Here is a 12196-nt window from a genome sequence, read left to right as displayed (position 1 = left end):
AATGGAACAGGTCTCGTCCCCTTTGCCGCTCGCGCGCGCGCAGTCAAATCACTTGCCGCATCGGGCTGGGGGAAGCGCAGGCCGCAATCTTCCCAAATGCAGGCGGCTTGGCCTATGGCCCGAAGATGACCGAGACAGCACACGCACCAGCATCCACCAACGCCCAACCTTTGCCGCTGGGCCTGTTTACCTTTCTTGTCCTCTACGGAGGGATGACGGTGCTGGCAGGCGTCGTCGCCTTCAAGCAGGTGCAGTTGTGGCCCTCGCAACTTGCCGTCGAAGCGGGGATCTTCCCGTTCCTGCTGCTGGTGGTCATAACCAGCACCATCGCCCAACTATACGGCAAGGCGCTCGCCAACCGGCTGGTTTGGATTGGTTTCTTGCCGCTGGCGCTCTCCGCAGCGCTTATCTTCCTGGTGCTGAGTTTGCCGCCGTCACCCGAGATGACCGATTTCCGCAGTGAGGATCTCGCAGCCTTCGAACGTGTATTGGGACAGACCCCGCGCATATTGATGGCGGGACCCGCCGCCTATATCACATCGCTGCTGCTCAATGTGTGGATCTTCTCCAAGCTCGCCGGCGACCAGAGCAGTGGCAGCAGCACGACATCGTTGATGGTACGAGGAGCGATCGCGTCGGCGCTAAGCCAGGCAATCGATTCGGTGATTTTCGTCACTCTCGCATTCTATGGCGAGTTCGACATTACCAACCTGCTGATCGGCCAGGTGCTCGCCAAGGTCACACTCAGCATCGTGTTGGTGCCGTTCCTGATCACCGGCGGTGTCGCTGTAGCCCGCTGGCTCGACAGTCGCGCTAGCTAACTGCCGTTAACCAACCCCCCTTACCCGGAATTAACTCTTTGAGGCCGAGCCTTTCTCCTCATTCGAGGAGATCTGTAACGTGGCAATTCCCGGCCTGCTAAACCTGACCAAGACCGAAGGAACGGGACGCGATGCCCCGCGCCGCAACGTTCGTGTCGCCACCGAAGGCATGCGCGAAGATGGTGAGGAGGCCCTCATCCGGCTGCACAATATCTCGGCCGGCGGGCTGATGCTGGAAAGCGACGTCGCGTTGGAAATTGGCGAAGAAGTAGTGATCGACCTGCCGGAAGCCGGGCCGACCGTCGCCAAGGTCGTATGGCGCAGCGCATCCCTGCATGGGTGTCGGTTCGTCGAAGCCCTTCCTTCGTCAACCCTCAGCGCAACCGAGTTGAAGAGCGCGATCGCCCCTCCCGAGGAGGCCGTCCCTGTCACCGGAGCAGCACACGGCTCGCTCGGCAAGCGGCTGGCGAAGTTGCGACAGGAGCGCGGCCTGACACTGGCTCAAGTCGCCGACCAACTGGGGGTCAGCAAGCCTACGGTATGGGCGTGGGAGCATGATCGCTCACAACCGGTGACGAGCCGGATCGAAGCGCTGGCAGAAACCCTGGGCGTAGCGGAGGCCGAACTCATTACCGGGCGCGATGTTAGCCACGCCGAGGCAGCCATTGCCGAAGCCCGCGCCGTTGTTTCCGAAGCCTATGGCTGCGCTCCTCACCAGGTTCGGATCATGATCGACCTGTAAGTGCAACCTTCCCAAATTCGCGAAATATAGTTAATACAAGTCAAGTCGATTCGAAAATAAATCAAGTTATATAAATCGACTAACAGGGTTATTACTTTTATACTGGTCGCAATATTTATGTGATCGGCGCAATTGGGGGCAATCGCGGGATGGCGCTGGATTTTTCAGCTTCGGAGCTTGCACGCTTGTGCACGCTCGCATCGGATACTTTCTCAGACATTGTATTTAAAACCGATGCAGAAGGATTTGTCTTGCAGGCCTCGCAAGGCATCGAATACTTGGCGCTAAATGAGAGCAACGGCAGGTTCCCCTTATTGATCCCGCCTCGACTTTTCGACCTGTTGGCACCGGAACATGTGTCGCTGGTGCAAGCCGAGCTGGCGTTAGCCGCTGCCGGCAACACAGAACGCGGCTGGATCGAAATCCGCATCGACAGCGGAACCGAGTCGGGCCGGTGGTATGCCTTGCGCCTGACCCCCGCGAACGACCGCCATGGCAGCGACCATGTTCTCGGCATACTGCGCGATGTGCATGAGCGGAGAATGCTGGAAGACAAGCTCTTTATGGCCAGGATGACCGACCCGCTGACGGCTCTGACCAACCGACCGGCCTTCGATGCGATGCTGGAGCACGTTACCACTTCCGGCCAGGAGGGCTGTCTCGGGCTGTTCGAAATCGACCACTTCCGGGCGATCAACCATCGGCTTGGTTATGACTTCGGCGATGAGGTGCTGGTCGGCTTCTCACAAGTCCTGCGTGTGGTCATGCGCACCGGTGATACGCTGTCCCGAATTGGTGACGCGCAGTTCGCCGTGCTGTTCCTGGAGACGGAGACGCACCACGCAGATGAACTCGCCCGGCAGGTGCAGGAGGTGTTCGCGGGGGATTTGCCCGCAGGAAAGGTCACTCTGCCACTGTCTGCAACCGCAGGCATCGCCGAAATCGGACGTTGCCCGAACGACACGCTCCATCGAGCAGAAATGGCGATGGTGCTGGGAAAAGCTACGGGCAGCGGTGCGGTCAAGGGCGAAAGGCGCCGTGGTGCCTACCAACCCGCGTTGCCAACCCGCGCGGCCGAGTCGAGACTCAAGCGCGCGGGCTAAGGCAGATCATTCCCACCAGTATGGCTGACGCTTGGCGGTACCCGTTTCGACCTCATCCATGGTCTTGGCGTCATAGAGTCGCCCACCGAGCATGACTCGGTCGATCTTGTCGGAATTGCGGATATCGGCACTGGGGTCGGCATCGAGCACAATCAAGTCCGCGAGTTTGCCAACTTCGATGCTGCCGATATCCTTGTCCATGCCAAGCGACTGCGCCGGGACGATGGTACCTGCTCGCAGTGCTTCGACCGGGCTCATCCCGCCACGCACAAAGCTCCAGAGTTCCCAATGCGCCGCGATACCGGCTTGCTGGCCATGCGCACCGATGCTGACTTTGACTCCACGATCGGCGAGCTTTTTGGCCTCCCGTGCGGCATCATCATCGACAAAGGCCCATTCGGGCGCCTTGGTCCGCCGGGCGGTGTCTGCCAGCAGCATCTTGGGCGGGGTGTGCACCAGCAGCGGGTTGTCGAACACGTCGGTCGCCTGCCGCCAATAGGGATCGCCAGCCAAACCGCCGTAGGTCACCACCAGGGTCGGCGTATAATTGCTCTGGCTCTGGCCGAAGAACTGCAGCACGTCTTCGTAAAAGAATTCGCCCGGGACATTGTGCTCGACCGTCGAGTTGCCATCGGCGACCAGGTTCATGTCCATCCCGAACAGAGAACCGCCTTCGGCAACCACCAGCATGCCTTCCTCGGCTGCGGCCCTGACGACCATCTGCCGCTGTTCGCGGCGCGGCTGGTTGTAGTTCTTGACCGAAATACCGCCCTGCACCTTGATCCGGCGCACATGCGCCAGCGCATCTTCATAGCTGTCGATGCGGGCGTAAACCCCGGCGGCCTTGGCACCGTAGATGATCTCGCCAGTTGAGAACAGGCGAGGCGCCAGCAGCATGCCGGCCCGCTGGCGCTCGGAGGCAGCGAAGACCTGGCTCGCCTGCGACGAAGGGTCATGCATCGTGGTGGTGCCCATGGCGAGTTGCTGGATCAGCGACCAGCTCTGCTCCGGTACCAGGTCTCCGGTGCCATAGGGTCCATGTGCGTGAGCATCGACCAGGCCGGGCATGATGGTCTTGCCGCTGGCATCGATCACCATTGCGCCCGAGGGCACCGCGACATCGCCTGCTGTTCCGACCGCGACAATCCGATCGCCTTCGATCACGATCACGCCATTGTCGATTGCACCTGCGCCATCGCCGGCCATGGTCAGGATCTTGGCCCCGGTGAGCGCGACGGTGCCACTCGGCTTGGCGACCCGCTGGGTCATCGCCAACGAGACGCCGCTGCTCGGCGCTTCATAGGTGCCCTTGTCACCCGGAGCGCTTCCGAAGAAGCTGCCGGTGGAAGTCCGATAGAGCGTCGGCCCCATAGTCCAGGTCAGCGTATCGCCTGCCCAGCCAATGTAGTCCGCTCCTTCGGAGCTGACCTTGGTGATCGGCAGTGCGCTGCCCTTCTCGCCGACATTGATGGTCGAGCCACCCGGCATCATCGGTACTGCGAAGACTTCGTAGTTCTGGCGGAAGGCGATCAGCTTGCCGTCGGGCGAGACATGGAATTCGTTGGCGAGTTCACCCTTGGCATGGGTCCGCTTGGCTTCTCCATTGAGGTCTGTCGATACCAGCGACAGCCCGCCACCACCCCCTTCGACCATGAACACGCGGTCGCTGTCAGCGCCGAATTGCGGCGCACTGCCACTTTTGGAAATGAGCTCCGGCGTGCCGCCGTTAGCAGAAACCCGATAGATCCCCTGCGCTTCGGAATATTCCGGCGAAGTCAGGTAACCACCGCCGCGTTTCTCAAATGCGATCGTGCGGCCATCGGGCGAGAAGCGCGGACTGGCGTAGTGGCCCGGCTGGTTCGTCACGACCCGCTCGCCGCCGCCGCTGGCATTGCTGACAATGATCTTGCCCAGCCCGTCATCGGTCCAACGCACGAACGCGATCGAATTGCCATCGCGGCTGAAGGCCGGCCACGCTTCGACACCACTTCCGGAAGTCAGGCGACGTGGCGAACCGCCGTTGGCATTCTTGACGTAGAGCTTGCCCAACGTCTCGTAGACCACGGTGCGGCCATTCGGCGAAACCGTTGCATATTTGGGAATGCTAGTGGTGAAGTTGTCAGGCGCGACATCGATCACCGGATGCGGTGCATCCGCCACTCCGCGGGTATCGTCGATGGCGAAGGGGATCACCGCCGCGCCCGACCCGTCGCGATTGACGCGATTGAGCTTGCCGCCGGCCCAGAACACGATGCTGCGGCTGTCCGGTGTCCAGTCCATGTTGGGATAGACCCCGGTAACCGCCCAGGTTTCCTGTACATCGCGATCGAGATCGCCGTAGACCAAGGTTTCCTTGCCGCTGGCGAAGTGCTTCACCCACAGCTGCGAATCGTCCTTGTCGCGACGGACGAAAGCAATGGCGCTGCCATCGGGCGAAGGCGTCGGGCGGACTGCCCCGCCATAGCCATCGACCACCGTCGAGCGCTCGCCGCTGTCCAGGTCGTATTTCTCGATCACGAAGATCCCGGCGTTGGAATCCTGCGCATATTGGAAGATCGGGCCGCCGGTGTCGTTGCGTGTGAAATAGATAGCGTCGCCAGCGGGCGAATAGATCGGCTCGCCCAGCTCCTTCTGGTGCGTCTCGTTCGGCCGTTCGACCAGCTTGACCCCGCCGCCGCCGGTCACATGGTAAAGCCAGATCTCGCCGGTCCCGAGCGACCTCCCGGTAGTGAAATGCTTCTTGGCAGCGATATATTCGCCGTCGGGCGACCAGGTCGGCTGGTTGAGCAGCCTGAAGTCTTCCTTGGTCAGCTGCTTCATGTCCGAGCCATCGGCGTTCATGATCCAGATGTTGTCACCGCCTGCCCGATCCGAGGTGAACGCTATGCGGCGGCCATCGGGAGAAAAGCGCGGATGCACCTCCCACGCCAGTCCTTCGGCGATCCGCGTCGGCACACCCCCAGCGATCGGCATGGTGTAGATGTCGCCCAGCAGCGAAAACGCGATCGTCTGCCCGTCAGGCGAGACGTCCACGTCCATCCAGGTACCTTCGTCGGTCTTGATCGGGACCTGCGTGATGGTCGCGCCCTTGGGCGCATTGACATCCCATTTCTCGTCTTTCTTGGCCTCCTCGGCAGGGGCCTCCGTATCCTGGGCCTGGGCCGCGACCGGCATCAGGATGAGCGCGCTGGTCGCGAGCAGGGCGTGAAGAGTTTTCATCGGACAATCCCCCAATTGCATCTGGTGTTGGCACCGGTTCTAGGCACCGCCACAGCGAAAAGCCAATGCCGCGTTCGACGAACGACAGGTGCTTGCCGTCAGGAGAGGCTGGCGAGTGTCTCAGGATCGTCGATATCGACCAGCAAGCGGGCCGGGCAGTCGATGAAATCAGCCCGCCGGATCAGCTTGCGTGCGCCTTCGTCACCGTCTGCCGAGGCCAAGCGGTCGAAATGGTCCTTACCGAACAGCGCGGGTGGGGTCGGCGAAATCCCGTTGTGCGATGCGCGCAGGCTGTAACTGTCTGCCCGTTCCCGCAGGTTCTCGAAGTGGCATAACGGCACCAAGGGCATGTCGGCCAAGGCTACCAGCAGCGCGTCCACCCCTGCCTGCATGGCCATTTGGGCGGCGCAGGCGAGTGAGCTTCCCATCCCGCGCTCCGATGAGGGGTTGAGGACGGGCGTGAACCCTGCCTCCTGCCATCCGGAAGAGCAGGCGTGTTCGAGATTCGCAACAATGACCCAGCGATGTGCGCCAGGAAGCGTCGATAGCGTATCGGTAACGTGCAACCCAAGGGGCCTGCCGCGGAACGACGCCGCCAGCTTGTCCGTTTGGCCAAAGCGGCGCGATTGGCCTGCAGCGAGTACCGCCACACCCAGTTGGACCGCGCTAGCCAAGCACCACCTCGGAATCAGCCTGCTGGTAGGCTCTGACGATTTCACCAAGCGCTGATAAAGCCAGCGTTTCCGGATCGCGCGACGAGTGAAACAGGCCAATTGGGGCATTGATGGAGGCGATTGCCTCAGGCCGCACTCCGGCCGCTTCCAACGCCGAGCAGCGCGTCGCGTGGGCTTTCCGGCTGCCCATGGCCCCAAGGTAGAAATGCGGCAAGTCCAGCGCCCGTGCCATAAGCTGCACTTCCCAGTCATGGTCATGAAAGAGAAAGACAAAGGCAGTCCAAGGATCACCGACGAGCAAATGCGTGTCGCTGGTGCGATCAATCCGCGTGGCGCGGATCGCTTGCTCCCGAAGCGACTCGAGCATGCGCACGTCAGGCGTCAGCACATGACTTTCCACTTGCATCGCCCGCGCCAGCCTTGCCACAGCCTCGACGCCCGCGCCGTGACCGACAATCTCCAGCCTCAGCTGCGGCCAATGGCCGAACTGACGGTCGCTCGGTTGCCAGCCATCGATCACTCGGATGCCATCCACTTCGACAGCAATGGTATAGGGCTTGCGCCTTTCGATTGCGGCGAGAACCGAATTGACGACGGCGGTGCCGGCCAAGGGCTGGCAATGGATGTCGAGCGCGCCGCCACAGGGCAGCTTGATATCGAGATACGGCGATCCTGCACCGAACCGCACTTCACGTGGCGCTCCCTCACCCAGCGCCGCCAGCGCCTCGCCCACTACGGCATTCTCGATACATCCGCCCGACAGTGACCCGCTGAAGCTACCATCTTCACACACGCCCATGTGCGTCCCGGGATTGCGCATCGAAGACCCTTCAACCGACAACACGGTCACCAGTGCGCAGGCATGTCCCTGTGCCTGCTTGTCAGCGAGGAATGCAAAGACGCGGGCCTCGTCCACGGTCCGGCAGTGCCGCCCTCGCCCTATTGCGACAGGCTGGCGAGGTACGCCACGATCGCGGCGCGGCGTTCTGCATCACTTACGCCACCGGCCATCATCGTCGTGCCCGGGACCCTGGCTGCGGGGTCGGCCAGAAAACTGTCAAGCTCTTCGCTGGTCCAGGTGATCCCGGCGCTCTTCATCGCCGCGGAATAGGCGAAGCCTTCAAGTGCACCTGCCGGGCGACCGACCAGGCCATGAAGGTTGGGGCCGATGCCCGAAGCGGCGCCTGCTTCGACCGTATGGCAGCTGGCGCAGGCAGCGTAGGCGGCCTTGCCCGCTGCAACGAGATCAACTGCACCGCTTGCCTCGTCCACCGCACCGGATGCTGGAACAGCCTCGCCCGGTTCGCGTACGACTATCTGCTCGATCGGCGGCTGCTCGCTCGAACCACAGGCCGCAAGAGACAGGGCCGCTGCCAGCGGGCCGGCAAAACGCAAGGTCATATCGCTTACTCCGTCAGGCAAACTGCTTGGCAACGGGCAAGTCGCGGATGCGCTTGCCAGTGGCCGCAAAGATGGCGTTGGTGAAAGCCGGTGCCGCAGGTGGGACACCCGGCTCGCCGGCGCCGCCAACGGGGACCGGACCGCTGTTGATCAGCGTCACTTCGATATCCGGGCATTCGTTCATGCGCAGCATTTTGTAGTCATGGAAGTTGCTTTGCCTGACTTTCCCGTCTTCCAGCTCGAGCTCGCCGTAGAGCGCAGCGGTCAGGGCAAAAACAATACCCCCTTCGATCTGGTTACGGAAACCGTCCGGGTTCATGGTGTAGCCGGGATCGGCCACTGCCCACACCTTGGTCGCACGCGGCTTCCCGTCCGACATATCGACTTCGATAGCTTCAGCGACGATGGTGCCAAAGCTTTCGACCATGGCTACACCCCGGCCCTTGCCTTCGCCCGCAGGTGTATCCCAGCCGCTGACTTCTCGCAGCTTCTCAAGCACCGCTTTGTGGCGCGGTGCGTCGCTTAGCATGGTGAGACGGTAATCCAGCGGGTCGGCCCCGGCTGCGTATGCCGCTTCATCGATGAAACTTTCGGTAAAGAAGCCATGCTGCGAATGGTCCACCGAGCGCCAGGCCTGGAACGGCAAATGCAGCGGCGCTTCGGCTACCCGGACCTTTAGGTTGGGGATGGAGTATCCTGCCGGCACGCTGGCTTCCGCCGGATCGTTACGCTGGGTGAAGACACTGTCATAGCTCACCAGCCTGCCGCTGTCGTCAAGCCCGCCTTTGATGCGGATCATGTCCGCAGGACGATACATCGATTTTTGCGTGTCTTCCTCGCGGCTCCAGATCATCTTGACCGGATAGCCGGCAGCCTTGGCCACGCGCGCCGACATGGCGACATATTCGCTGACAAGCCGCCGCCCGAAGGCCCCGCCCAGCATGGGGTGATGGATGGTAATGTCACCAGCATCCATGCCGATGGCGGCTGCCGCTTCGCTGCGCGCCATCAGCGGCACCTGCGTGCTGGTCCATATCTCGCATTTGCCGTCATGGACCCACGCTGTGCAGTTGATCGGCTCCATCGGAGCATGGGCAAGGAAGGGGACCTTGTACTCCGCCTCGACTCTCTTTGCAGCGCTTGCAAGCGCTCCGGCCGCATCGCCTTTCCCCGCCGCTTCCTCGCCACCGCTTTCGCCGGCTTCGTCGATCGCTGCCGCAAAGGCTGCGTACTGGTCGTCCATGGTCTTTATGGCGCTATCCGGTGCGTTCCATTCGAGCTGGACTGTGCCCACCGCCTGCTGCGCCTGCCAATAGCTGTCGGCGACGACAGCCACGTGGTCGCCCATGTTGAGGATCTGCAGCACGCCCGGCATCGCCTTGGCCTGCTCGGCGTTCATCGATGCGACGGTCTGACCCGGTATTGGCGGACGTACCACGGCAGCATAAGCCAGCGTGTCGGTCGGCCCCTCCGCATCGATCCCGAATTTTGCCGTGCCATCAACCTTGGACGGAATATCGGTACGGGCCTTGCTCTTGCCCATCAGGCGGTATTCACCGATGTCTTTCAGCCTAGGCGTCTGTGGCATCGGCTGGTCCGCCGCTGCCGAAGCGAATTCAGCATAGAGCGCGGACTTGCCTGAGGCTTCATGGAACAGCATGCTGTCCCGGGTGGTAATCTCGCCCGGAGCAACGCCCCATGCATGCGCTGCTGCACCGACCAGCATCTGGCGCGCAGCTGCCCCGGCAATCCGCATCTGGTGCTGCCCCGTGGTGCGGATCGAGGAACTGCCACCGGTGATCATCGCGTCCGCCAAACGGGCAATCTGAGTGAACATGCCGTTCCATGTCGGCTCGATCCAGTCTGCGGCGTTCATGGTGAAAGGTGCGACGAACATCCGCGCTGTGTCCGTTACGACATAGTTGCCGTCCGCTGGCGCCTGCATGACGCTGACTTTCGACCAGTCGGCATCGAGCTCGTCGGCCAGCATCTGCCCGAGTACGGAATGCGCACCCTGGCCCATCTCGCAATGCGGCACGATCGCCGTGACCATGTTGTTGGCGTCGATCTTGACCCAACTGTTGACCAGCTGCTCGCCTTCGCCGCCCGCCACGATGGGGCCGAGCTTGCCGACCGGATTGCCAGGACGCACGGCAATACCAATCAGCAGCCCGCCGCCCGCGAGCACGCCCGCGCCGATGAAACCCCGGCGCGACCACTTGGCGAGCGAGCTGCGCTCTTGCTTGATGTCGGTCTGGTCGGTCATGCTTCAGCCTCCTCGTTGCGAGGCTCGAGTTGGCCGGCGGCGACTTTGATCGCCCGGCGGATACGGGTGTATGTCCCGCACCGGCAAATATTGCCGCTCATGGCTGCATCGATATCAGCGTCCGTCGGATTGGGATTGTCTCGCAGCAACGCGGTTGCGGCCATGATCTGACCTGATTGGCAGTACCCGCACTGGGGAACCTGCTCGCTGATCCAGGCTTGCTGGATCTTGCTCAACTCACCTTCAGGGCCGGCAACGCCCTCGATAGTTGTGAGCGCCTTGCCCGCAGCCTCGGAGACGGGGGTCGAGCAACTGCGGATCGGCTTGCCGTCGAGATGCACGGTGCACGCCCCGCACTGGGCGATGCCGCAGCCGAACTTTGTCCCGGTCATACCGAGTTTTTCGCGGACGACCCACAGGATCGGCATCGCCGGATCGGCCTCGACCGAAACCGGTTTTCCGTTAACAGTGAATTCGACCATCGCGCTCAGACTCCCCGGAAGCATAACCGTTGCTCAATGCAACGCACTATGCCCGGAAAGCCTGTCTTGCGCAACGTAGCCGAGGGGCCGTAGCGCCCGGTCAGCCTGCCTTCGCGCTTTCGCGAATCTTCTTCATGAAGTCATCGACCTGTGAACGCAGGGTCGAAGCCTGCTGTTCAAGTTCGCCCGCAGAATTGAGGACCTGCGAGGCCGCAGAACCGGTAAGCAGCGAATTCTCGCGCACTTCGCGGACATGCTCACCTACACTTTCACTGTTGCGAGCGGCGCGATCGATGCTGCGAGCGAGGTCCTGCCCGGCGACCGACTGCTGGTCGACCGCAGAAGCGATGGCGATGGCGGTCGACTCGATCTGCTGGATCTCCGTGCTTACCGTGCGCAGTGCCTTGACGCTGGCCCCGGTCGATTCCTGGATCGCCTGGATCTGGGCCGCGACATCTTCGGTTGCGCGGGTCGTCTGGCTTGCCAGTTCCTTCACTTCGGAGGCGACCACGGCAAAGCCACGACCAGCTTCGCCGCCACGGGCGGCTTCGATCGAAGCATTGAGCGCCAGCAAGTTGGTACGGCTGGCAATGGTCGAAATCAGTTCGACGACCTGCCCGATCTGGCTGGCAGCCTGGTCAAGCGCGGAGATCGTCTCGTCGGCTTCACCGGCAGTGCCACGGGCCTTGCGCGCCATCTCCGCAGAATCCGCAGCCTGGCGGCTGATTTCGCCAATCGACATGGCGAATTCGTCACTAGCAGCGGCGGCGGCCGAAGCACCGGCAGCAGCTTCTTCCATCGACTTGCCAACTTCTTCCGAGCGCGTAGTCGACTGCTCTGCAGCGCGCGACATGTCCGAAGCGGTCGAATGCAGCTGCGATGCCGCAGCAGCAACCCCGCTGACTACGTCCGCCACATTGCGGTCGAAGTGGTCGGCAAGCTCCAGCAATTGCTTGATCTGGTTCTCGCGAATCTTGCCGGTTTCGGCCTTCATCGACTGCTGTTCTTCAGTTACCACGTCCAGGCTGTGCGCTTTGTCTCGCAGGACTTCGATAGCGTTGGCCATCTCTCCGTACACATCAGTCCGATTGCGGAATGGAACAACGAATCCGGTTTCACCAGCGGACACGCGCCGAAGCGATTCCGCCAGGCCGATGGTCACACCGAGAATTTCGCGTGAAATGACCCATCCGAAGACCACCATAACTGCAATCGACACGAGCGCAGTCGCGCCAATCGACCACGACAGTCCGGCTGCTCCTTCACCCATACCGAGAATGGCGACTACAGCCGGGGCGCTAATGAGCGCGATGGGCAGCACGAAAGTCAGGCCCATTTTCTGGTCGCTCGAAAGAGAACCATAGGCTCGCTCAAGCAGCGTCCGCTTGCGCTCGAACTCGCTACTCGCGCCCGCAAAATCGGATTCGCGATAGCCGCTTTCTTGGCTCCAATCCCTCGTCAGGTCTTCAACGGCAGACATGTCCTACA

At 62.0% G+C, this 12196-nt stretch carries 10 protein-coding genes; 3 read left to right on the top strand and 7 right to left on the bottom strand.

Going from position 1 to position 12196, the window contains the following annotated elements; translation table 11 throughout:
• Window positions 1-125: 125 nt before the first annotated feature.
• From QPW08_RS03600 to QPW08_RS03590, 3 genes are all read left to right on the top strand, one after another.
• A complete protein-coding gene (locus tag QPW08_RS03600; protein WP_284124381.1) occupies window positions 126-821 on the top strand; it encodes a queuosine precursor transporter in 696 nt (231 codons plus the stop codon).
• A 79-nt stretch (window positions 822-900) separates the two neighbouring features.
• On the top strand, window positions 901-1563 hold the full coding sequence (locus tag QPW08_RS03595; RefSeq protein ID WP_284124380.1) for a helix-turn-helix domain-containing protein: 663 nt from the start codon (window positions 901-903) through the stop codon (window positions 1561-1563).
• 149 nt (window positions 1564-1712) lie between these two features.
• Window positions 1713-2666: a GGDEF domain-containing protein gene (locus QPW08_RS03590; protein ID WP_284124379.1), complete on the top strand. Its 954-nt coding sequence runs from the start codon at window positions 1713-1715 to the stop codon at window positions 2664-2666.
• Window positions 2667-2672: 6 nt separating this feature from the next.
• Here the strand turns inward: QPW08_RS03590 and QPW08_RS03585 are convergent, their stop codons facing one another.
• From QPW08_RS03585 to QPW08_RS03555, 7 genes are all read right to left on the bottom strand, one after another.
• Entirely contained in the window at window positions 2673-5885 is a 3213-nt protein-coding gene (locus QPW08_RS03585; RefSeq protein WP_284124378.1) for an amidohydrolase family protein, read from the bottom strand.
• Between the two features lie 98 nt (window positions 5886-5983).
• Window positions 5984-6667, bottom strand: a complete 684-nt coding sequence (locus tag QPW08_RS03580) for a nucleotidyltransferase family protein (RefSeq protein ID WP_284124377.1) — start codon at window positions 6665-6667, stop codon at window positions 5984-5986.
• Window positions 6552-7475: an XdhC family protein gene (locus QPW08_RS03575; RefSeq protein ID WP_284124376.1), complete on the bottom strand. Its 924-nt coding sequence runs from the start codon at window positions 7473-7475 to the stop codon at window positions 6552-6554. Before QPW08_RS03575 ends, QPW08_RS03580 begins: the two co-directional genes overlap by 116 nt.
• A gap of 23 nt (window positions 7476-7498) precedes the next feature.
• Window positions 7499-7960, bottom strand: coding sequence for a c-type cytochrome (locus QPW08_RS03570; RefSeq protein WP_284124375.1), 462 nt, complete (start codon window positions 7958-7960; stop codon window positions 7499-7501).
• A gap of 13 nt (window positions 7961-7973) precedes the next feature.
• On the bottom strand, window positions 7974-10226 hold the full coding sequence (locus QPW08_RS03565; RefSeq protein WP_284124374.1) for a xanthine dehydrogenase family protein molybdopterin-binding subunit: 2253 nt from the start codon (window positions 10224-10226) through the stop codon (window positions 7974-7976).
• Entirely contained in the window at window positions 10223-10708 is a 486-nt protein-coding gene (locus QPW08_RS03560; protein ID WP_284124373.1) for a (2Fe-2S)-binding protein, read from the bottom strand. Before QPW08_RS03560 ends, QPW08_RS03565 begins: the two co-directional genes overlap by 4 nt.
• 100 nt (window positions 10709-10808) lie before the next feature.
• Complete coding sequence (locus QPW08_RS03555) at window positions 10809-12188, bottom strand: methyl-accepting chemotaxis protein (protein WP_284124372.1); 1380 nt, start codon at window positions 12186-12188, stop codon at window positions 10809-10811.
• Window positions 12189-12196: the final 8 nt, after the last annotated feature.

Source organism: Parerythrobacter aestuarii (assembly GCF_030140925.1).
GTDB classification, from domain to species: Bacteria; Pseudomonadota; Alphaproteobacteria; order Sphingomonadales; family Sphingomonadaceae; genus Parerythrobacter; species Parerythrobacter aestuarii.
This window is presented reverse-complemented; position numbering and strand designations above follow the sequence as displayed.

Bases quoted from the DNA above. Each gene is read 5' to 3' on its own strand.
- QPW08_RS03600 (WP_284124381.1), top strand. From the start codon at position 126: ATGACCGAGACAGCACACGCACCAGCATCCACCAACGCCCAACCTTTG.
- QPW08_RS03590 (WP_284124379.1), top strand. From the start codon at position 1,713: ATGGCGCTGGATTTTTCAGCTTCGGAGCTTGCACGCTTGTGCACGCTC.
- QPW08_RS03585 (WP_284124378.1), bottom strand. From the start codon at position 5,885: ATGAAAACTCTTCACGCCCTGCTCGCGACCAGCGCGCTCATCCTGATG.
- QPW08_RS03580 (WP_284124377.1), bottom strand. From the start codon at position 6,667: ATGCCCCAATTGGCCTGTTTCACTCGTCGCGCGATCCGGAAACGCTGG.
- QPW08_RS03570 (WP_284124375.1), bottom strand. From the start codon at position 7,960: ATGACCTTGCGTTTTGCCGGCCCGCTGGCAGCGGCCCTGTCTCTTGCG.
- QPW08_RS03565 (WP_284124374.1), bottom strand. From the start codon at position 10,226: ATGACCGACCAGACCGACATCAAGCAAGAGCGCAGCTCGCTCGCCAAG.
- QPW08_RS03560 (WP_284124373.1), bottom strand. From the start codon at position 10,708: ATGGTCGAATTCACTGTTAACGGAAAACCGGTTTCGGTCGAGGCCGAT.
- QPW08_RS03555 (WP_284124372.1), bottom strand. From the start codon at position 12,188: ATGTCTGCCGTTGAAGACCTGACGAGGGATTGGAGCCAAGAAAGCGGC.